Below are 21356 nucleotides of genomic sequence, written 5' to 3'. Positions count from 1 at the left end.
ACGTCACGCAACGGCAAGCGTTCCCACGCGCGCCTCCGCACGCACGCGGGATTCAACGCAGCGGAGTCAAAGGCCCGCGGTGATTCGCAGGATGCCTTCGAGCGTGGCGCCGGATGCCAGCATCGCCAGCGGACCATAGCCGGCGAACTCCGGCCGGTTCGGCGCATCCGGCACATGGCTCACCGGCTCGAGGCAGAGCACGTTGCTGCCGCCCGGCGCGAAGACCTGCAGGTTGCGCGCCCAGGCACCGGAAGCCGCCAGCTGCACGCGGCAATCGGGCCGGATGATCTCCGCCTCGCCATCCCAGCCGGCGAAATGCGTGTCGAGCCCTTCATAGGCGGCCTCGTCGCCGACCACGCCGTCGCTCGGCTGCACCGCGACCGGCAGGCAGCGTGCATCGCGCGCGAACAGCGCCGTCGCGCGGAAGCGCAGCCCGGTGCCGGGCAGCCGCAGGAAGAAGGGGTGCCAGCCGAGCCCGCAGGGAAAGGGCAGCGCCGCCAGATTGGTCAAGGACAGCGCCAGCACCGCACCCGCCGCATCGAGCGACAGCGAAAGCCGCGCGACGCAATGCCAGGGCAGCGTCGGGTCGTCGAGTTCCTGCACCAGCACGCAGCGCGAGGCGGCCTGCTGCTCGATGCGCCAGGGCCGGTCACGCAGCAGCCCATGAATTGCGGTATCATCCACCGGGCGATTGACCGGCAGGTGATAGGTGGTGCCGGCGACCGGCAGCAGCCCGGCATCCAGCCGGTTGGTCCAGGGCGCCATGACGAAGGCGCCGGCGAAGCTCGCGGTGGGATCGGCGCCGGTGGGCAAGGGCACCAGCACCTCCCGCCCCTCCCAGTTCAGCGCCGCGATCGCGCCGCCCTGCTCCGGCAGCACCCGCGCGGCCCAGCCGCCGCCGGCAATCTCCAGCACGGCTCAGTCCAGCGCGAACTGGTCGCGCGGCGAGGGCGTGCCGCGGGAATACTCGATGCTGGTATAGCCGCCGCCCTGGTAGCGCTCCTCCACCGGGTCGCCGGACAGGATATGGCCGACCTCGGTGCGGTAGTCCTCGGCACTGTCCTGCGGCGCCCAGCCGATCCGCTCGCGGTGGTCGCGGCCCCAGAAGCTGGCCGGGTTGTTCGAACAGGCCCAGATGACGCAATGCCCGGCGCGCGGCGCCTCGACCGCCGCCGTCACCAGCCGCGTCAGGTCGCCGAAGGACAGCCAGGTGGAGAGCATCCGCGCGTTGATCGGCTTCTCGAAGCAGGAGCCGATGCGGAGGTTGACGTTCTCGACGCCATGCTTGTCCCAGTACAGCCGCCCCATCAATTCGCCATAGGCCTTGGACAGGCCGTAGTAGCCATCCGGGCGGAAGGCGCAGTCCACGTCGATCTTCGCCTCGTTGCCCTGCGGTCCGACCGGCGAAGGGCCGTCAGGCCCGGCGCCGTCAGGCCCGGCAATGCCTGGCCGCTCATGGAAGCCGATCGAGTGGTTGCTGCTGGCGAAGAGCACCCGCGCGCCCTCCCGCCGCGCCGCCTCGTACACGTGATAGAGGCCGCGCAGGTTCGGCCCGAGCACCCGCTCGAAGGGCTGCTCCACGCTGATGCCGCCGAAATGCAGGATGGCGCCGCAGCCCTCCGCCTGGCGCAGCAGCGCCACGCCGTCGTTGAGATCGGCCTGGACGAAACTCGCGCGCGGCGGCAGCGGGTCCGGGAAGGGGGAGATATCGGTCAGCCGCAGCGTCCAGCCCTGGGCCGCGAGCGCCGGGGCCAGGACCCGGCCAAGATTGCCGGCGGCGCCGGTAAGCAGGATCGGCTTGGTCGAGATCTCGGGCATCGGGTCGGGCTCCTGGAGGGCGGCGGAGAGTGCACCGGGCAAGGGCAGCGGAAAAGCCCGGCGTGATTCGACGGCCGGGCCGCGGATAGTCGTTGCAATCCGCCCCCGGTCTCTGGCTGTCTCCCCCGGTGCCACAACGATGGCACCAGGGAGGCTTCATCCATGGACCGTAGAGTGTTTCTCGGCGCCGCCGGGGGCGCGACCGCCCTTGCCGCGCCCGCGCTGGCGCAGACCCAGAATCCGGAAATCCGCTGGCGCATGCCCAGCAGCTTTCCGCGCAACCTCGATGTGCTGTTCGGCAGCTGCGAGAAGCTGAGCCAGCGCGTCCTGCAACTCACCGAGGGGCGCTTCCGCATCACCCCCTTCCCGGCCGGCGAGATCATCCCCGCGCTGCAGGTGCTGGATGGCGTGCAGGCCGGCACGGTGGAATGCGGCCACAGCCCGGCGCTGTTCTACGTGGGCAAGGACCCGGCGCTGGCCTTCTTCACCTGCGTCCCCTTCGGGATGAACGCCCGGCAGATGTCTGCCTGGCTGCGCTACGGCGATGGCCTGGCCCTGGCGCAGGAGACCTTCCGCCCCTTCAATACCCACTTCCTGCCCTTCGGCGACACCGGCACCCAGATGGGCGGCTGGTTCCGCCGCGAGATCCGCAGCCTGGAGGATCTGAAGGGGCTGAAATTCCGCGTCGCGGGCTTCGCCGGCAATGTCTTCGAACGGATCGGCGTGGTGCCGACCCAGATCGCCCCGGGCGACATCTACCCGGCACTGGAACGCGGGGTCATCGACGCCGCCGAGTTCATCGGCCCCTACGACGACGAGAAGCTGGGGCTGAACCGCATCGCCCGGTTCTACTACGCGCCCGGCTTCTGGGAGCCATCCTCGCGCGGCGGCTTCCTGGTGAACCTCCGCGCCTGGGAGAGCCTGCCGCCGCACTACCGCCATGCGGTGGAGACGGCGCTGGCCGAGATCGATATCGATCAGTCCGCCCGCTACGACGCCTGGAATCCGCCGGCCCTGCGCCGGCTGATCGCCGGCGGCGCCCAGCTCCGCGCCTGGCCGCGGGAAGTGCTGCAGGCCGCCTGGCGGGAAGCGCACCTGCTGTACGACGAGACGGCCAGCCGCAACCCGCAGTTCAAGAAGGTCTGGGACAGCTACCGGGTCTTCCGGAACGAGCAATTCCAGTGGTTCCGGGTCGCCGAAAGCGCCTACGAGGCCTTCGCCTTCCCGGCCGCGGCGCAAAGCTGAGGCGGGCCACGCCCCGGGGCCACCCGCCCTGGGGCCAACCACCCCCGGGGCCACTCGCCCCGGGACGCCGCCAGGTCTAGCCTGCGGCGATGCCCGATACCGAGAGCCCCGCCGCCCCGCCCTCCTACAGCCTCTTCTCCCACCAGGAGGTCCGCACCATCGTCATGGGGCTGATGCTGGCGCTCTTCCTCTCCAGCCTCGACCAGACGATCGTCGCCACCGCGCTTTCCTCCATCGCCGGCGACCTCGGCGGCTTCGAGCTGATGCCCTGGGTGGTCTCGGCCTATCTCATCTCCTCCACCGTCACCACGCCCATCTATGGCCGGCTGAGCGACCTCTACGGCCGCCGCCCGGTGCTGCTGGTCTCGGTCACCATCTTCGTCGCGGGCGCGGTGCTCTCGGCCCTGGCGCCGACCATGCTGGCGCTGATCGCGGCCCGGGTGGTGCAGGGGCTCGGCGGCGGCGGGCTGCGCGCCATCTCGCTGGCGGTGGTGGGGGATATCCTGCCGCCGCGGGAACGCGGCAGGGTGCAGGGGTATCTCTCCGCCACCTTCGCCACCGCGAATATCACCGGGCCGCTGCTCGGCGGGCTCTTCGTCGAATACCTGTCCTGGCACTGGATCTTCTGGGTGAACCTGCCGCTGGGCGCGGCCGCCTTCGCCACCACCTATGTCCAGCTCCGCCGCCTGCCGCTGCCGGGCAAGCGGCCGAGGATCGACTGGCTGGGCGCGCTGCTGATCCTGCTGTCCTGCACGCCGCTGCTGCTCGGCATCACCTTCGTCCAGCGGGCCAATTCCTGGATGGCGCCGGAGGCGCTCGGCTGCTTCGGCCTCGGCCTGGTCTTCCTGGTGGCGCTGATCGCGCAGGAAAGGGCGGTCTCCCAGCCCATGCTGCCCTTGCAGCTCTTCCGCAGCCCGGTCTTCACCGTCGGCATCATCGTCACCGCGCTGTCCTCGATGGTGATGATGGCCTTGGTCATCCTGGTCCCGCTGGACTACCAGATGTCGGCCGGGCTTTCCGCCAAGGATGCCGGCCTCAGGATGATCGCCATGACGCTGGGCAGCGTCACCGGCAGCTTCCTGGCCGGCCAGGCGGTATCCCGCACCGGCCGCTACCGGCCCTTCGCGGTGCTGGGCGCCGCGGTCGCCACGACGATGTGCCTGGTGATCGCCTTCATCGGCCTCGGCCATTCGCTGCTGCTGGATACCGGGGTGACCTTGCTGCTGGGCCTGTCCTTCGGCTGCCAGTTCTCGCCGATGACCGTCACCATCCAGAATGCGGTGGATGCGCGGGACGGCGGCATCGCCGTTTCCTGCATGATGTTCTTCCGGCTGATGGGCGGCGCCTTCGGCGTGGCGCTGCTCTCCTCCCTGCTGATCAGCCACCTACCGCCCGGCGCCATGGCCGGCGGCGCGCCGCCCGAGGTCCTGCGGGCGGCCTTCGCCACCGTCTTCCTCGGTGCCGCCGGGATCGCCGGGCTCTGCCTCGTCGCCGCGCTCTGCCTGAAGGAAATCCCGCTCCGCGGGCGGGCCTGAAGGAGATCCCGCTCCGCGGGCGCGGCTGAGCCTAGCCCCGGCCGCGCGTGGCGAAGGCCGTGGCCAGCGCCTGCCACATCGGCTTGCGGTTGCCCTCCGCATCCAGCGGCAGGCCCCGATGCGTCAGGCCGTCCTTCCGCATCACATCCGGGTCCCGCGCCAGCCAGCTATCCTTGTCGGACAGGCCCCAGGTCAGCACGGTGCGGCAGCCCTGCTCCAGCGCGGTGCCGATCACGGCCTGCACCCGCTCCGCCACCAGCGCATCCCGGGCGGCGAGCTCGGCCGGGACCTGCTGCCCCTCCCGCATGTCCAGCTCGGTGATCAGCACCGCCAGCCCCATCCCGCGCACCGTCTTCAGGAAGTCGGCAAACAGGTCCTGGCGGAAGGGCTCGTCCATCAGCAGATGCGCCTGGAGCCCCAGCGCATCCACCGGCACCTGCGCCTCCAGCAGGCGGCGCAGCAGCCGCAGCACCCGCTGGCGCTTCTCCTCGGCCCAGGGCGTGCCGCCCTCCAGCCCATAGTCGTTGTAGGTCAGCCGCAGGCTGCGGTCCCTCTCACGGGCCAGGCGGAAGGCGGTCTCGATGTAGCCCGGCCCCAGCGCCCGCAGCCAGGGCGTGTCCCGCAGGTCGCCGATCGCCGGTGCCCGGGCGGTGAAGGGATTGCCCTCCGCGTCGGCCACCGCCTCGTTCACCACGTCCCAGTCGCGGATCGCCGGCCGGGTCGCCGGCAGCACCGCATCCAGATGCGCGGTCAGCAGCGCCCGCGCCCGCGCCGGCCCCTCGAAGATGCCGTCGAGCAGCCATTGCGGCATGTCCTGGTGCCAGACCAGCGTATGTCCGCGAAGCTGCTTGCCATGAGTCTGGGCAAAGGCGGCCACGGCCGCCAGCGGCGCGAAATCGAAGACACCCGGCTGCGGCTGCAGGGCGGCCCATTTCGCCTCCCATTCCGGCACCAGCAACTGCGCTTCCGCCACGATCTGCGCGGCATAGGCCGGTTCGGCGCCGAGGCGCATCGAATCGACCGCGGTGCCGAAGGTGCAGCCGGTGGCCCGTGCCGCAGCGGCCAGCCCCTCGGCCGCCGGCTGCGCCAGGGTCCGGCCGGCCGAGGCTGCCAACATCCCCGTCGCAACCGCGCCGAGCAGGCCGCGCCGGGCGGGGCCGGGCTTCAAGCGGCCTGCGCGAGGGTGGCCGGCGGTGCCATCTGGCGGAGAGCCTCGCGGTAGCGGTCGCGCCGCCAGCACATCAGCCGCCAGGCACCCCGGGCCGCCAGATGGGACAGCTTGCCCCGCGGCTCCAGCCCCACCGCCTTGAAGATCATCCCCATCCCGCGTTCCAGGTGGCGATAGCGGTAGAAACCCATCGCCCGCCCCATGTAGCCGGCGATGCAGCGGTCGTGGCTATAGACGATGCCGGGATCCTCGTTGGCGCAGTGGAAGGCATAGGCCAGCTCGTCGTCCTCCGACTCGCCGACCCGCCCGGCCGCGACCTTCAGCCGCCGCGCGAAGGACAGCTCCTCCCGCGCGAGGTAGCGCTTCATGTGGTCGTAGAAAAGCTTGAAGTGCCGGTACTCGTCGGCCGCGATCAGCTTGCAGACCTGCTGCAAACAAGGCTCCGCCGTCGCTTCCGCCAGTGCGGTGTAATAGCTGCTGGTGCCGGTCTCGACGATGCAGCGCGCGATCAGCTCCCCGGTGCGGGACCCGCGGATGGAGGCATCGGCATCGAGGTTGATCTTGTAGCCCGCGCGGTAGCGGGCGAAGGCCGCGGCATAGTCCCAGCCCGGATCGGCCAGGCTCGCCCATTGGCCCAGCGCGTCGCCGTGCTGGATCTCCTCCTCCGCCCAATGCTCGGCGGCCAGGCTGAAGTCGGGGTCACCGGCGAAGACCCGCTTGAGATAGATGGCATAATCGCCGCCATTCCGCTCGACCATGGCCGCGGCCTTGACCAAGGGGATGATCTCGGGATCCACCTTCGACGGATCAAAGCGGTCCCAACCCACCTGCTCGACACGCCAGTGCTTCATTGCGTCTCCGCGGCCCGGAATTGGCCGTTAACCATTGGCGCCCAGCCATCCGGGCATCATCCGGACAACGCGGCCAATGCCCGCAATGTTCGCCAGGGACGCGGTGGATTCAAGCGCCTGTTGCCCAGGCGCCACGGTGTGGCGTGGATTATTCCCGAAGCGTGGCTTCAGGGCAGCCGGTCGGTGGTGGCTCAGGCCGCCTCGGCGACCGAGACCGCTTCCTTCAACGCCAGCACGCGGGCCATGGCCGCGTCGCGCTTCGGCTCGGTCTCGGTGACCGGCAATTCCTTCAACGCCGCCTCGGCTTCCGAAAGGCGGCGCTCGGAGGCTGCCCGCGACAGGCTGGCCAGGGCCGTCGCCTCATCCGCCAGGATGGTGACGCGGTCGCGCGAGATCTCGGCGAAGCCGCCGCCGACGAAAAGCCGCTCCGTCTCGGCACCATTCTCCCGCACCCGGATCACGCCGCCGCGCAGGGCGACGATCATCGGCGAATGGCCGGGCAGCACGCCCATCTCGCCCTCGGCGGCGGGGATGGTGGCCATCTCCACCTGGCGGGACAGCAGCAGCTTCTCCGGGGAGACGAGTTCGAGCAGGAAGGTGGCCATGATCGCTATCCTAGATGCAAAGGCTGCCGGAACGCCGGGCGGGAAGACCGCCCGGCGTCGATTGGGCCTGGATCAGGCCGCGGCCTTCATCGACTCGCCCTTCTTCACGGCCTCCTCGATGGTGCCGACCATGTAGAAGGCGGCCTCGGGCAGATAGTCGTACTCGCCGGCGCAGATCGCAGCGAAGCTGCGGACGGTGTCCTCGAGCTTCACGAAGACGCCGGGGGTGCCGGTGAAGACTTCTGCGACGTGGAAGGGCTGGCTGAGGAAGCGCTGGATCTTGCGGGCGCGCGCCACGACCAGCTTGTCCTCTTCCGAAAGCTCGTCCATGCCGAGAATGGCGATGATGTCCTGCAGCGACTTGTAGGTCTGCAGGATGCGCTGCACCTCGCGGGCGACGCGGTAGTGCTCGTCGCCGACCACGCGGGGGTCGAGGGCGCGCGAGGTGCTGTCCAGCGGATCGACGGCTGGGAAGATCCCGAGCTCGGCGATCGAGCGGTTCAGCGTCGTGGTCGCGTCCAAGTGGGCGAAGGAGGTCGCCGGCGCCGGATCGGTCAAGTCATCGGCCGGCACGTAGATCGCCTGCACCGAGGTGATCGAGCCCTTCTTGGTGCTGGTGATCCGCTCCTGCAGCGCGCCCATGTCGGTCGCCAGCGTCGGCTGATAGCCCACGGCGGAGGGGATGCGGCCCAGCAGCGCCGAAACCTCGGCGCCCGCCTGGGTGAAGCGGAAGATGTTGTCGATGAAGAAGAGCACGTCCTGGCCCTGCTCGTCGCGGAAGAACTCCGCGACCGACAGGCCCGAGAGGGCAACGCGGGCGCGGGCACCCGGCGGCTCGTTCATCTGGCCGTAGACCAGCGCCACCTTGGAGCCGGTGGTGGTGCCGTCGTCGTTCAGCTTGATGACGCCGGCATCGACCATCTCATGGTACAGATCGTTGCCCTCGCGGGTGCGCTCGCCGACGCCGGCGAAGACCGACACGCCGCCATGGCCCTTGGCGATGTTGTTGATCAGCTCCTGGATGGTCACCGTCTTGCCGACGCCGGCGCCGCCGAACAGGCCGATCTTGCCGCCCTTGATGTAGGGGGCGAGCAGGTCGATCACCTTGATGCCGGTGACGAGGATCTCGGCGCTGGTCGCCTGGTCCTCGAAGTTCGGGGCCTCGCGGTGGATGGTGTAGGTCTTCTCGTGCGGCACCGGGCCACGCTCGTCGATCGGCTCACCGATGACGTTCATGATGCGGCCGAGGGTGCCCTCGCCCACGGGCACCGAGATGCCGGCGCCGGTATCGACCACTTCCTGGCCGCGGACCAGGCCATCGGTCATGTCCATGGCGATGCAGCGCACGGTGCGCTCACCCAGGTGCTGCGCCACTTCGAGAACCAGCGTGTTGTCGCCGTTCTTGGTGGTGAGGGAGTTGAGCATGGCCGGCAGCTCGCCCGGGAACTGCACGTCCACCACGGCGCCGAGAACCTGCGCCACGCGCCCGACATTGTTCTTCATCGTCTATGCTCCTCAGACGGCTTCGGCGCCGGAGATAATTTCGATCAGCTCGCGGGTGATGTTCGCCTGACGCGTCCGGTTGTAGTTCAGCGTCAGCTTGTTGATCATCTCGCCCGCGTTGCGCGTCGCATTGTCCATCGCGGTCATCCGCGCGCCATGCTCACCCGCCGAGCTTTCCAGGATCGCCCGGTAGATCTGGATGGCCAGGTTGCGCGGCAGCAGCGTGGCCAGGATTTCCTCCTCGGCCGGCTCATAGGCATAGAGCGCCTGCGGACCGGCGGCGGTCGCCGTCGCATCGCCGCCTTCCGGGATCGGCACCGGGATCAGCCGCTGCTCGGTCGGCACCTGGCTGATCACGTTGCGGAAGCGGTTGTAGATCAGGCTGCAGACATCGAAGGCGCCCTGCTCGAGCAGCTCCGCGATCTGGACGCCCACCGCCTCGGCATCGGCGAAATCGACCCGCTTCTTGCCGGCATAGGTCACCTCGGCGACGAAGCGGCTGGCGAATTCCCGCTTAAGATAGGCCGCGCCCTTACGGCCCACCGTCAGCAGCTTCACCGTCTTGCCCTCGGCCTCCAGCGCCCGGATGCGGTTCCGCGCCAGGCGGCCGATCTGGGTGTTGAAGGGCCCGGCCAGGCCGCGATCCGCGGTGACGATCACCAGCAGATGCACCCGGTCGCCGCCGCCGCCCACAAGCATGCGCGGCGCATCCGGCGAACCGGCGACCGCCGCGCCGAGGGAGGCGAGGATCGCCTCCATCCGCTGCGCATAGGGGCGCGCGGCTTCCGCCTGGGCCTGGGCGCGGCGCAGCTTGGCCGCCGCCACCATCTTCATGGCCTGGGTGATCTTCCGCGTGGATTTCACGCTGTTGATCCGACCCCGTAGGTCCTTGAGGCTCGCCATCGGCCCTGCTTCCTGTCTGCTGCGGGCCTTAGGCCGAGAAGGACTTGGCGAAGCCGTCGAGGAAGGCCACCAGCTTGTCCTCGGTCGGCTTCTTGATCTCGCGGTCGGCGCGGATCGCGTCGACGATCGCGGGCTCGCGCGACTTCAGCTCGCTCAGCAGCCGGCGCTCGAACTCGCCCACCGCGGAGACCGGCAGCTTGTCGAGGTAGCCGCGGGTGCCGGCGAACAGCGAGATGACCTGCTCCTCGACCGGGACCGGCTTGTACTGCGGCTGCTTCAGCAGCTCGGTCAGCCGCGCGCCACGGCCCAGCAGCGCCTGGGTGGAGGCATCGAGGTCCGAGGAGAACTGCGCGAAGGCGGCCATCTCGCGGTACTGGGCCAGCTCCAGCTTGATCTTGCCGGCGACCTGCTTCATCGCCTTGATCTGGGCGGAGGAGCCGACGCGGGAGACGCTGAGGCCGACGTTCACCGCCGGGCGGATGCCCTTGAAGAACAGCTCGGTCTCGAGGAAGATCTGGCCATCGGTGATCGAGATCACGTTGGTCGGGATATAGGCCGAGACGTCGCCTGCCTGGGTCTCGATGACCGGCAGCGCGGTCAGCGAACCGAGGCCGAACTCCTCGTTCATCTTCGCCGCACGCTCGAGCAGGCGGCTATGCAGGTAGAAGACGTCGCCCGGATAGGCCTCGCGGCCCGGCGGACGGCGCAGCAGCAGCGACATCTGGCGATAGGCGACGGCCTGCTTCGACAGATCGTCGTAGAAGATGACCGCGTGCATGCCGTTGTCGCGGAAGTACTCGCCCATGGTGCAGCCGGTGTACGGCGCCAGGAACTGCATCGGCGCCGGGTCGGAGGCGGTGGCGGCGACGACGATGGAATACTCCATCGCGCCGTTTTCCTCGAGCGTCTTCACCAGCTGCGCCACGGTGGAGCGCTTCTGGCCGACGGCGACATAGATCGTATAGAGCTTCTTGCTCTCGTCCGTGCCGGCGTTGATGCCCTTCTGGTTGATGATGGTGTCGATGATGACCGCGGTCTTGCCGGTCTGCCGGTCACCGATGATCAGCTCGCGCTGGCCGCGGCCGATCGGGATCAGGGCGTCGATCGCCTTGATGCCGGTCTGCATCGGCTCGTGCACGGACTTGCGCGGGATGATGCCCGGGGCCTTCACCTCGACGCGCTTGCGCTCGACGTCGACCAGCGGGCCCTTGCCGTCGATCGGGTTGCCGAGGCCATCGACCACGCGGCCGAGCAGGCCGCGGCCGGTCGGCACGTCGACGATGTCGCCGGTGCGCTCGACGGTGTCGCCTTCCTTGACGTCACGGTCGGAGCCGAAGATCACGATGCCGACGTTGTCGGTCTCGAGGTTCAGCGCCATGCCGCGGATGCCGGCGCTGGGGAACAGCACCAGCTCGCCGGCCATGACGTTCTGCAGGCCGTAGACGCGGGCGATGCCGTCGCCCACGGTCAGCACGGTACCCACCTCCGCAACATTCGCTTCGGCGTCGAAGCCGGCGATCTGCTGCTTGAGGATTTCCGAAATTTCGGCGGGACGGATTTCCATGGTCAGGCAGCCCCCTTCATAGCGTACTGCAGACGCTGCAGCTTCGATTTGATGCTGTTGTCATAGAGCCGGGACCCGATCCGGACGATCAAGCCGCCCAGGATCGCGGGATCCACCTGCTCCGTCAGTTTCACGCCGGAATACCCGGCTTCGGTCAGCCTCGCGGCAATCTGGGTCCGCTGCGTCGCGGTCAGCGGATGCGCGCTGATCACGTCGGCGACCTGCTGGCCACGGCGGGCGGCGAGCTCGGCACCGAAGGCGGCGGCGACCTGCGGCAGCTGCGCCAGCCGGCGGTTGGCGATCAGCACGCCGACGAGGTTGTGCACCTCGGCGCCGATGCCCGCCTTCTCCAGCAGCGCGAAGCCGCCGGCGCGCTGGGCGGCGACGCCCAGCCGGGGGTCGGCGACGAAGGCGCGGAAGGTGCTGTCCCCCCGCCAGAGGTCTGCCAACTTCTCGAGGTCGGCGGCAATGCGGTCCAGGGCGCCCGGATCCGTCGCCCGCCGGTCATCGGCAAGGCCCAGCAGGGCCAACGCATAACGCGCGGCGACGCCGGTCGGGGTGGGCGCCTTGGGCGCGGCGGAGGTGGCGGTTTCGACAGCGGCCACGGGTTATCCCGGTCCTGTTCCTGAATGATGCATGGGCGGCAAGCCCCCACGCGGCGCGGGGGCCTTACCATGGGGTTTACACGCCCGCAATCCGGCCGATGCCCACCATTTCGCCCGAGGACGCAGCATCGCCACTCCGGATCGGCTAGCCTGCCCCCGGAAAGATGCGGGATGGCCATGGCGAAGGATGGGGAAGGCTTCTTCGGCTGGCGCGTGGTGGCGGCCGCCTTCGTGGTGGCGATGTTCAGCTGGGGCATCAACTTCTATGGCCCCTCCGTCTATCTGCATGCCCTGCATGCGCGGGAAGGCTGGTCCACCAGCCTCATCGCCGCCGCCATCACCCTGCATTTCCTGGCCTCCGGTGCAGTCGTCACCACCCTGCCCCGGCTGCACCGCCGATTCGGCCTGGTGGCCGTGACCCGGGCCGGCATGCTCGCCTGCGCCGCCGGCGCCTTCGCCTGGGGCCATGCCGGCCAGCCCTGGCACCTGGTGCCGGCTGCCCTGCTGACCGCCGCCGGCTGGGCGGTCACCAGCGGCGCCGCCATCAATGCCTATGTCGCCCCCTGGTTCGACCGGCGGCGGCCGGCGGCGCTGGCCATGGCCTATAACGGCGCCAGCATCGGCGGCGTGGTCTTCACCCCGGCCTGGGCCCTGCTGATTGCCGCCCTGGGCTTCGCCGAGGCCAGCCTCATCGTCGCGCTGGCGGCGGTGGTGGTCACCTGGCCCCTCACCGGCCGCTACTTCCGGCCCACGCCGGCCGGCCTCGGCCTGCATCCGGATGGCGCCGCGGACCCGCCGGCCCCGCGCCCGCCGCGGGCACCGGCGGGTCCGCTCTGGCGGCAACCGGCCTTCCGCAGCCTCTCGCTCGCCTTCGCCTTCGGGCTGACGGCGCAGATGGGGCTGCTGACCACGCTGTTCAGCATCCTGGCCCCCAGCCTCGGCACCCAGGGGGCGGGGCTGGTGATGAGCCTGGCGACCGCCTGCGCGGTGGTCGGCCGGACCGCGGTCGGCCTGCTGCTGCCGCCGGCGATCGACCGGCGGCGCGCCGGGGTGCTGAATTTCCTGCTCCAGGCGCTGGGCTGCGGCATCCTCGCCCTGGCGGCCGGCGATCCGGTCCCGCTGGTAGCGGGCGCCCTGCTCTTCGGCCTCGGCATCGGCAACCTGCTGTCGCTGCCGCCGCTGATCGCCCAGGCGGAATGGCCGCCGCTGGAGGTCGCGGCGGTGATCGCCCTGGTCACCGCGGTCAATCAGGCGATGTATGCCTTCGGCCCCGGCCTGTTCGGCGCGGCGCTGGAATTCTGGGGCGCCTGGGCCCCGCCCACCGCCGCCGGCCTGCTGCAATTGCTCGCCGCCGCCGTGCTGACCCGTCGCGGCAGCCGCCCGGCCTAGGCGAAGCCGATCAACGCGGATTTGACCGCGATCGCCGCCAGCGCCGCCGCCATGGCCGCGGTGGCCAGGCCGCGGGAGGCCACGATGGCATAGGCGATGCCGCCGACGATCAGCGCCCAGGCAGCGATTTCATGGGATTCGAGAATGGGCATGTCGCACCTCCATGGCCGTCTTGATTAACCCGGCGTAATTTAGACATTACCGTCGCGTTAACCAAGAGAAAACGGCGGTGAAAAGCGTTCAGAGGAAGCTCACCGGGTCCACATCCACCTGGACCCGCACGCTATTCGCCACCGGCACCCGCCCCAGCCATTCCCGCAGGATGGGCTGCACCGCGATGTCCCGCCGCGTCTTCAGCAGCAGCCGCCGCCGGTGCCGGCCGCGCAGCAGGGCCAGCGGTGCCGGCGCGGGGCCGAGCACCTGCACACCCTCCCCGCCCGGCGCCGCCAGGCCGAGGTCGCGCGCCGCGCGCTCCGCCTCCCGCTCATCCTCGGAACTGACGATCAGCGCCGCCAGCCGGCCGAAGGGCGGCCAGTGCCCAGGGCGACGGATCGCCGCCTCCTCCCGCATGAAGGCCGCCAGGTCGCCGGAGATCAGCGCCTGCATCACCGGATGCTCCGGGCTGAAGCTCTGCAGCAGCACCCGCCCCGGCGCCTCCGCCCGCCCGGCCCGGCCGGCCACCTGGTGCAGCAGCTGCACCGTCCGCTCCGCCGCCCGCAGGTCGCCGCCGGCGAGACCCAGGTCGGCATCCACCACCCCGACCAGGGTCAGGTGCGGGAAGTGCCAGCCCTTGGCGACGATCTGGGTGCCGATGATCAGGTCCACCGCGCGGTCCTGGATGGACTGCGCCGCCGCCCCCGCCGCCGCCGGGCCGGGCAGCGTGTCGCTCGCCATCACCAGCCGCCGCGCCTCGGGCCAGAGCGCCGCCGCCTCCTCCAGCACCCGCTCCACCCCCGGGCCCACCGCCACCAGGCTGTTGGCGGAACCGCATTCCGGGCATTCCGCCGGCGGCGCCTCGGTATGGCCGCAGTGATGGCATTGCAGCTGCCGTCGCGCCCGGTGCTCCACCAGCCAAGCGGTGCAATTCGGACAGCGCATCCGGTGGCCGCAATGCCGGCAGAGCGTCAGCGGCGCGTAGCCCCGGCGGTTCAGGAAGAGCATCGCCTGCTCCCCCCGCGCCAGGGTCGCGGTCACCGCCTCGACCAGCGGCGGCGCGATGAAGCGGCCCCGCTCCGGCGGGGTGCGGCGGAGGTCCACCGTCTCCACCGCCGGCAGGGTCGCCCCGCCATGCCGCTCCGGCAGGTCCAGCGCCTCGTAGCGGCCGCTCTCGGCATTGGTCAGGCTCTCGAGCGAGGGCGTCGCCGAGACCAGCACGCAGGCGGCCGAGGCCATCCGGGCGCGGACCACCGCCATGTCCCGGGCGTTGTAGACGACGCCCTCCTCCTGCTTGAAGGCGGTCTCGTGCTCCTCGTCGACCACCACCAGGCCGAGGTCGGGGAATGGCAGGAACAGCGCCGAGCGGGCCCCCACCACCACCGGCGCCCGCCCCTCGGCCACCGCCCGCCAGGTCTCCCGCCGGGTCCGCGGCGTCACCTCGGAATGCCAGAGCGCCGGGGAGACGCCGAAGCGCCGCTGGAAACGGTCCAGCCACTGGGCGGAGAGCGCGATCTCCGGCAGCAGCACCAGGGACTGCCGGCCCTGGCGCAGCGCCTCCGCCACCGCATCCAGATAGACCTCGGTCTTGCCGGAGCCGGTGACGCCGGTCAGCAGGGTGACGCCGAAGCTCCGCGTCGCGACCTTGGCGACCAGGGCGGCCGCCGCCTCGGCCTGGGCACCGCCCAGCACCGGGCCGGGATGGTCCGGGTCCGGCCGGCTGAAGCGCTCGGCCAGTGGCAGCAGCGCCGGACGGATCAGCCCGTTGTCCGCCATGCCGCGCAGCACGCCCGGGGAGACCTTCGCCGCCTCGGCCAGCGGGCCGCCGGCATAGGCCTGGCCCGGCTGCATCGCCGCCAGCACCCGCAGCCGTTCGGGGGTCAGCCGCGGCTGGGCATTGCCGCCGGGCGGGGCCAGCATCCAGCCGGCCTGCTGCGCCGGCGGCTCCAGCGCCGCGGCGGAGCCCATGGCCATGCGCAGCACCGCGCCGGGCGGGCTGAGCGTATAGGCCGCGACCCAATCGACGAAGCGGCGGAGGCTGGCGGTCATGGGCGGGGCCGCCAGGCGATCTGCCACCGGTTTCAGCCGGTGCTCGGCCACCGGACTGGCCTCCGGCGCCTCCAACGCGTCCCAGGCCACCCCGATCATCGACCTGTGATTGAGCGGCACCGTTACGTAATCACCTGGCCGGATGTCCAGGCCCGGCGGCATGCGGTAGTCATAGGCACCCGCCAGCGGGAGCGGCAATAATACCCGCACCCGTTGCAACGAAGACACAGGTGGCGTGTCTTTCATATCGCGCCGCTTTCCCGACCCCTGTCGCATCGGCTATCCTGACCCTGAACAAATACGCAACGATCGCCGGCGGCCCGCCTAGGCCTGGTTGCCGGTCCTGAGTGTCAAATGCAGGCCCCACGGGGTTTGCCTGAGGGACCCGCCCGGATGAAATTCTTTGTCGATACCGCCGATGTCGCCGAGATCCGCGCCCTGGCCGAAGCCGGGCTGGTCGATGGCGTCACCACCAACCCGAGCCTGATCGCCAAGTCCGGCCGCAAGATGGCCGAGGTGATCGCCGAGATCTGCGCCATCACGCCAGGGCCGGTCTCCGCCGAGGTCACCGCCACCGATTTCGACACCATGCTGGCCGAGGGCCGCTACCTCCGCGGCATCGCCAAGAACGTCGCGGTGAAGGTGCCGCTGACCGAGGCCGGCCTCAGCGTCTGCCGCAGCCTGGCGGACGAGGGCACGCCGGTGAACGTCACCCTCTGCTTTTCCGCGGCGCAGGCGCTGCTCGCGGCCAAGGCCGGGGCCGCCTATATCTCCCCCTTCGTCGGCCGGCTGGACGACATCGCCTTCGACGGCATGCTGCTCATTGCCGATATCCTGAAAATATACCGCAACTACCCGAAGTTTAAGACAGAAGTCCTGGTCGCGTCCATCCGCCACCCGGTCCATCTGGTCGAGGCGGCGAAGCTCGGCGCCGAGGTGGCGACCCTGCCACCCAATGTCATCCGCCAGCTCTTCAAGCATCCGCTGACCGCCAGCGGGCTGGCCGCCTTCACGGCCGACTGGGCCAAGACCGGACAAAGCATCCTGTGAGCGCGATCCGTCTCCCGGGCCTCTCGCCGGCCGATACCCCCCAGGTTGAAGCGCCCGCCGAAGCGCCCAGCCTGGCACCGGAAGCCGTGGCCCAGTTCCTCGAGGCGCATCCGGAATTCCTTGCCGAGCGGCCGGACCTCTACCGCGCCCTCAGCCCGCCGAAGCGGTTGCACGGCGAAAGGCTGGCGGACCACATGGCCGCCATGCTGCAGGCCGAGCGCCGCCGGGTCCGCTCCCTGGAAGCGGAAATGGATGCCGCGGTCACCGCCGGCCGCGCCGGCTATGGCCTCACCATCCGCGTGCGGCTGGCGGTGCTGGCGCTGATGCGGGCGCAGGACGTGGTCGAGACGGTGACGCAGGAGCTCCCGGCGCTGCTCGGCATCGAAAGCTGCTGGCTGCTGGCCGAGGCGCCGGACCGCCGCGGCATCTATCGCCTGCCGCCCGGCACCGTCGCCCGGCTGATCGGCCCGGGCAAGGATGCCATCGTCCGCTCCAACCCCACCGATATCGAGCTGCTGCACCAGGAAGCCGCCCCGCTGGTGGCGCGGGATGCGCTGGTGCGGGTGCCGGTCTGGACCGGGCGCCCGGTGCTGATGTCGCTCGGCACGAGGGACCCGCAGACCCTGCCCGCCCGGCAGGCCGCGGCAACCCTCGCCTTCCTCGGCCGCGCGGTGGCGGCGGCGCTCGCGCGGTAGGGATGCCCGAAGGCCGCAGCGCCGCCGCCTGCGTCGCCGACTACCTCGGCTGGCTGGCCTTCGAACGCCGCGCCGCCGTCAATACGGTCGAGGCCTATGGCCGCGACCTGCGGGACTTCCTCGGCTTCCTCACCCGCCACCTCGGCGAGGAGCCGGACGAGGCGGCGCTCGCCGGCCTGCGCCCGGCCGATCTCCGCAGCTTCCTCGCCGCCCGCGCCGGGGAGGGCGCCGGCAATGCCACCCGCGCCCGGCAGCTGGCGGCGGTGCGCGGCTTCCTCCGGCACCTGGCGAAGGCCTCCGCCGCGCCGGTGCCGATGGCCCTGGCCAATATCCGCGGGCCACGCGCCAAGCCGGCGGTGCCGCGGGCGCTGACCGCCGCCCAGGCCCGCGAGGTCGCCGCCGAGACCGGCAGCATCCACCAGCCCGGCCATGCCGAACGCCCCGCCGAGCAGGCCGCCCGCGACGTCGCCCTGTTCACCCTGCTCTACGGCTGCGGCCTCCGCATCGCCGAGGCCCTCGCCCTCGACGTCCGCGACGCGCCGTTGCCCGCCCCCTTGGCCGGCAGCCAGTCCGCGCTCCGCGTCACCGGCAAGGGCGGCAAGCAGCGCCTCGTCCCGGTGCTGCCCGCGGTCCGCCAGGCGATCGCCGCCTATCTGGTGGAACGCGGCGACCCGCCGCCCGAGGCCCCGCTGTTCCGCGGCGCCCGCGGCGCCCGGCTGGACCCGGCGGTCGCGCAGAAATCCATGCGCGACTACCGGCGCCTCGCCGGCCTGCCGGAACATGCGACGCCGCATGCGCTGCGGCACTCCTTCGCCACCCATCTGCTGGGCGGCGGGGCGGATCTCCGGGCGATCCAGGAATTGCTCGGCCATGCCAGCCTCTCCACCACCCAGCGCTATACCAGCGTGGATGCCGCCGCCCTGCTCGAGACCTGGCGCAAGGCGCATCCGCGCCCAGGTTGAGGGGGGCCAGGCTGAGGGGGCCAGGCTGACCCTGGTCCGGGGCGTCATCGGCGTCTATGTTGCGGACACCCCGCGACCCCCCTTTGCGACCCTGATGAGGAGCGCCCATGCGCGACGCCAAGCAAACCGGTTACGCGCCCAAGCTGACCGAAGGGGTGACCCCGGTCCAGCGGATCGAGGCGACCTCCCGCTCCGTCCCCTGCGACGGCGAGATCGCCGGCCCCGGCCTCGGCCATCCCCGCGTCTGGCTGCGGATCAACGACGGGGAGCAGGAGGTGACCTGCCCCTATTGCTCCATCACCTATGTGCTGAAGGCCGGTGCCGGTGGCGACGACCATCATTAAGAACCCGGGCACTGAGACCGCCGCGGCCGAGGGCGCGGAGGCCGTCCCGGTCGCCGTGCCCGGCGTCCGCCACCTCGTGCTGGTGGATATCTCCGGCTACATCTTCCGTGCCTTCCACGCGCTGCCGCCGATGACCCGGCCGGACGGCGTCCCGGTGAATGCCGTCTTCGGCTTCACCCAGATGCTCTCCAGCTTCCTGGCGGAACACCGCGGCAGCCACCTCGCCGGCGTCTTCGATGCCAGCCGGCAGACCTTCCGCAACGAATTCTACCCTGCCTACAAGGCCCACCGGCCCGACCCGCCACCGGAGCTGGTCCCGCAATTCGCCCTCATCCGTGAGGCGACCGAGGCCTTCGGCGTCGCCCAGGTGGAAGCCCCCGGCTTCGAGGCCGACGACCTGATCGCCACCTATGCCCGCGCCTTCGTCGAATCCGGCGGCGAGGTGACCATCGTTTCCTCCGACAAGGACCTGATGCAGCTGGTCCGCCCCGGCGTGCAGATGTACGACCCGATCAAGCGGAAGCCGATCCGCGAGGCCGAGGTCGCCGAGAAATTCGGCGTCCCCCCGAACAAGGTGATCGAGGTCCAGGCGCTGATCGGCGATGCCGTGGACAATGTCCCCGGCGTGCCGAAGATCGGCCCCAAGACCGCCGCCGAGCTGATCCTCGCCTATGGCGACCTGGAAGCCGTCCTCGCCAATACCGCCCAGATCAAGCAGCCGATGCGCCGGCAGAACCTCGAGCAATATGCCGAGCAGGCCCGCATCTCGAAGCGCCTCGTCACGCTCGACGACCAGGCGCCGATGAGCCTGACCATCGACGAGCTGGCGGTCCGCCCGCCCGAGCCCGCCGCGCTCGAGAAATTCCTGCGCGACCAGGGCTTCCGCAGCGTCGTCGCCCGCATGGGCCTGGGCGATGCCGCCGGCGATTCCGGCAGCCGCGCCCGCAACAGCGCCGTCTCCGCCGCCCAGGCCGCAGCCACGCCGGTCGCGCCGGTCGACCCGGCCGCCGCCCCCTTCGGCAGCTACGAGACGGTCACGACGCCCGAGGCCCTCGCCGCCTGGATCGCCGAGGCCGAAGCCGCCGGCATCATCGGCCTCGATACCGAGACCGACAGCCTGGATGCGCTGAACGCGAAGCTAGTCGGCGTCTGCCTCGCCACCGCCCCCGGCCGCGCCTGCTACATCCCGCTGCGCCACGTCTCCCCCGGCGCCACCCAGGGCGACATGCTGGCCGCCCCGGCCGAGGCCGCGCCGCCGCAGCTCCCCTTCGAGCCCACCATGGCCGCCCTCAAGCCGCTGCTGGAAGACCCGGCCGTCCTCAAGGTGCTGCAGCACGCCAAATACGACCTGGAAGTGCTGGCCCAGCCGGAGAACGGCGGGATCGCCGTCGGCCCGGTCGACGACACCATGCTGATCTCCTACGCCATGGAAGCCGGCAAGCACGGCCATGGCATGGACGAGCTTTCCCGCCTCCACCTCGGCCATACGCCGGTGCCCTACGACCAGGTGACCGGCACCGGCCGCGCCCGCATCACCTTTGCCCAGGTGCCGCTGGAGAAGGCGACCGCCTATGCCGCCGAGGATGCCGACGTCACCCTCCGCCTCTGGCACATCCTCCGCCCGCAGCTGCGCGAGGCCGGCGCCCTTGCCCTCTATGAACAGGTCGAGCGCCGCATGATCCCCGTGCTGCGGGACATGGAAGCCGAGGGCATCAAGGTCGATGGCGTCGAGCTCGCCCGCATCGGCGAGGATTTCGTCCAGCGCATGGCCGTGCTGGAGACCGAGATCCACCGCCTCGCCGGCCGGGTCTTCGCGGTCGGCTCGCCCAAGCAATTGGGCGAGATCCTGTTCGACGAGATGCAGCTCTCCGGCGGCCGCAAGGGCAAGTCCGGCGCCTGGGGCACCGATGCCGCGGTGCTCGAGGAGCTCGCCGCCCGCGACGTGCCGCTGGCCCGTGCGGTGCTGGACTGGCGCCAGCTCTCGAAGCTGAAGTCGACCTATGTCGATGGCCTGACGGCGCAGATCGACCCGCGCACCGGCCGCGTCCATACCGATTTCTCCATGGCCAATACCAGCACCGGCCGGCTCGCCTCGACCGAGCCGAACCTGCAGAACATCCCGGTCCGCAGCGAGGAAGGCCAGCGCATCCGCCGCGCCTTCGTCGCCGAGCCCGGCCATGTGCTGATGTCGGCCGACTATAGCCAGATCGAGCTGCGCCTGCTGGCGCATCTGGCCGATGTGCCCGCCCTGCGGGAGGCCTTCGAGACCGGCCAGGACATCCACTCGCGCACCGCGGCCGATATCTTCCGCCTCGCCCCCGATGCGGTCGACAAGGAAGCCCGGCGGCGGGCCAAGACCATCAATTTCGGCATCATCTACGGCATGTCCGCCTTCGGGCTCGCCGGGCGGCTCGGCATCGGCGCCGGGGAGGCCAAGGGCATCATCGATGCCTATTTCGGCCAGTACCCGGGCATCCGCACCGCGATGGAACGGCTGAAGGAGGAGGCGCGGCTGCAGGGCTATGTCTCCACCTCCTTCGGCCGCAAGCTCTGGATCCAGGACATCGGCGCCAAGGACCCGGTGCGCCGGGCCGGGGCGGAACGCGCCGCCATCAACGCCCCCTTCCAGGGCGGCGCGGCGGAGGTCATCAAGCGCGCCATGGTCCGCCTCCCCAAGGCGCTGCGCGATGCCGGCCTGAAGGCCCGCATGCTCCTGCAGGTACACGACGAGCTGGTGCTGGAGGTGCCGGAGGCCGAGGTCGAGGCCACCGGCGCCCTGGTCCGCCAGGTCATGGAGAACGTCGCCACCCTGCGGGTGCCCCTGGCGGTGGAAGTCGGCACCGGCCGGAGCTGGGCGGAAGCCCACTGACGCAGGCATTTCCGACAGGTCAGTACTCTCGAAATAGTGATGTGGCAT

Annotated in this window: 19 protein-coding genes; 8 read left to right on the top strand and 11 right to left on the bottom strand. The window is 70.7% G+C overall.

The features are described 5' to 3' along the window. Positions 1-66: 66 nt before the first annotated feature. Both AC0IW9_RS17010 and AC0IW9_RS17005 read right to left on the bottom strand, forming a co-directional pair. A complete protein-coding gene (locus AC0IW9_RS17010) occupies positions 67-915 on the bottom strand; it encodes an aldose epimerase family protein (RefSeq protein WP_471649469.1) in 849 nt (282 codons plus the stop codon). 3 nt (positions 916-918) lie between these two features. Continuing rightward, complete coding sequence (locus AC0IW9_RS17005; protein ID WP_471649468.1) at positions 919-1818, bottom strand: NAD-dependent epimerase/dehydratase family protein; 900 nt, start codon at positions 1816-1818, stop codon at positions 919-921. Positions 1819-1980: 162 nt separating this feature from the next. Here AC0IW9_RS17005 and AC0IW9_RS17000 point away from each other — a divergent pair, with 162 nt between their 5' ends. Further along, on the top strand, positions 1981-3063 hold the full coding sequence (locus tag AC0IW9_RS17000; protein WP_471649467.1) for a TRAP transporter substrate-binding protein: 1083 nt from the start codon (positions 1981-1983) through the stop codon (positions 3061-3063). An 89-nt stretch (positions 3064-3152) separates the two neighbouring features. Then, positions 3153-4598 carry an MDR family MFS transporter gene (locus tag AC0IW9_RS16995; RefSeq protein WP_471649466.1) on the top strand — a complete coding sequence of 482 codons (1446 nt, stop codon included), beginning with the start codon at positions 3153-3155 and terminating at the stop codon, positions 4596-4598. A gap of 31 nt (positions 4599-4629) precedes the next feature. On the opposite strand, the gene AC0IW9_RS16990 is transcribed toward AC0IW9_RS16995, so the two are convergent. The 7 genes from AC0IW9_RS16990 to atpH all read right to left on the bottom strand — a co-directional run bounded on the left by AC0IW9_RS16990 (position 4630) and on the right by atpH (position 11797). Beyond that, complete coding sequence (locus AC0IW9_RS16990) at positions 4630-5766, bottom strand: endo-1,4-beta-xylanase (RefSeq protein WP_471649465.1); 1137 nt, start codon at positions 5764-5766, stop codon at positions 4630-4632. After that, a complete protein-coding gene (locus tag AC0IW9_RS16985; RefSeq protein WP_471649464.1) occupies positions 5763-6617 on the bottom strand; it encodes a ferritin-like domain-containing protein in 855 nt (284 codons plus the stop codon). Before AC0IW9_RS16985 ends, AC0IW9_RS16990 begins: the two co-directional genes overlap by 4 nt. Before the next feature lie 191 nt (positions 6618-6808). Further along, positions 6809-7222, bottom strand: a complete 414-nt coding sequence (atpC, locus tag AC0IW9_RS16980) for an ATP synthase F1 subunit epsilon (protein WP_471649463.1) — start codon at positions 7220-7222, stop codon at positions 6809-6811. A gap of 72 nt (positions 7223-7294) precedes the next feature. Further along, positions 7295-8725: a F0F1 ATP synthase subunit beta gene (atpD, locus tag AC0IW9_RS16975; RefSeq protein WP_471649462.1), complete on the bottom strand. Its 1431-nt coding sequence runs from the start codon at positions 8723-8725 to the stop codon at positions 7295-7297. Between the two features lie 12 nt (positions 8726-8737). Further along, positions 8738-9628 (bottom strand): F0F1 ATP synthase subunit gamma, encoded by an 891-nt coding sequence (locus AC0IW9_RS16970; protein WP_471649461.1) that lies wholly within the window; start codon positions 9626-9628, stop codon positions 8738-8740. A gap of 28 nt (positions 9629-9656) precedes the next feature. After that, positions 9657-11192 carry a F0F1 ATP synthase subunit alpha gene (atpA, locus tag AC0IW9_RS16965; protein ID WP_471649460.1) on the bottom strand — a complete coding sequence of 512 codons (1536 nt, stop codon included), beginning with the start codon at positions 11190-11192 and terminating at the stop codon, positions 9657-9659. A 2-nt stretch (positions 11193-11194) separates the two neighbouring features. Further along, positions 11195-11797, bottom strand: coding sequence for an ATP synthase F1 subunit delta (atpH, locus tag AC0IW9_RS16960; RefSeq protein WP_471649459.1), 603 nt, complete (start codon positions 11795-11797; stop codon positions 11195-11197). A gap of 171 nt (positions 11798-11968) precedes the next feature. Here atpH and AC0IW9_RS16955 point away from each other — a divergent pair, with 171 nt between their 5' ends. Further along, positions 11969-13186, top strand: coding sequence for an MFS transporter (locus tag AC0IW9_RS16955; RefSeq protein ID WP_471649458.1), 1218 nt, complete (start codon positions 11969-11971; stop codon positions 13184-13186). Here the strand turns inward: AC0IW9_RS16955 and AC0IW9_RS16950 are convergent. Together AC0IW9_RS16950 and AC0IW9_RS16945 are read right to left on the bottom strand one after the other, a co-directional pair. After that, a complete protein-coding gene (locus tag AC0IW9_RS16950; protein WP_471649457.1) occupies positions 13183-13338 on the bottom strand; it encodes a hypothetical protein in 156 nt (51 codons plus the stop codon). The two genes, AC0IW9_RS16955 and AC0IW9_RS16950, sit on opposite strands and share 4 nt — an antisense overlap. Before the next feature lie 88 nt (positions 13339-13426). Next, complete coding sequence (locus tag AC0IW9_RS16945; protein WP_471649456.1) at positions 13427-15664, bottom strand: primosomal protein N'; 2238 nt, start codon at positions 15662-15664, stop codon at positions 13427-13429. A 117-nt stretch (positions 15665-15781) separates the two neighbouring features. Between AC0IW9_RS16945 and fsa the strand changes: the two genes are divergently transcribed. From fsa to polA, 5 genes are all read left to right on the top strand, one after another. Then, the gene (fsa, locus tag AC0IW9_RS16940) at positions 15782-16438 is read left to right on the top strand and encodes a fructose-6-phosphate aldolase (protein WP_471649455.1); all 657 of its coding nucleotides are present in this window, start codon (positions 15782-15784) and stop codon (positions 16436-16438) included. Beyond that, a complete protein-coding gene (locus AC0IW9_RS16935) occupies positions 16435-17133 on the top strand; it encodes a DUF484 family protein (RefSeq protein WP_471649454.1) in 699 nt (232 codons plus the stop codon). Before fsa ends, AC0IW9_RS16935 begins: the two co-directional genes overlap by 4 nt. 2 nt (positions 17134-17135) lie before the next feature. Further along, entirely contained in the window at positions 17136-18095 is a 960-nt protein-coding gene (locus AC0IW9_RS16930) for a tyrosine recombinase XerC (protein ID WP_471649453.1), read from the top strand. A gap of 107 nt (positions 18096-18202) precedes the next feature. After that, positions 18203-18439, top strand: coding sequence for a zinc-finger domain-containing protein (locus tag AC0IW9_RS16925; protein WP_471649452.1), 237 nt, complete (start codon positions 18203-18205; stop codon positions 18437-18439). Positions 18440-18494: 55 nt separating this feature from the next. Continuing rightward, entirely contained in the window at positions 18495-21308 is a 2814-nt protein-coding gene (gene polA / locus AC0IW9_RS16920; RefSeq protein WP_471649531.1) for a DNA polymerase I, read from the top strand. Positions 21309-21356 lie beyond the last annotated feature (48 nt).

This window comes from Belnapia sp. AC561, from assembly GCF_979252845.1.
This window is presented reverse-complemented; position numbering and strand designations above follow the sequence as displayed.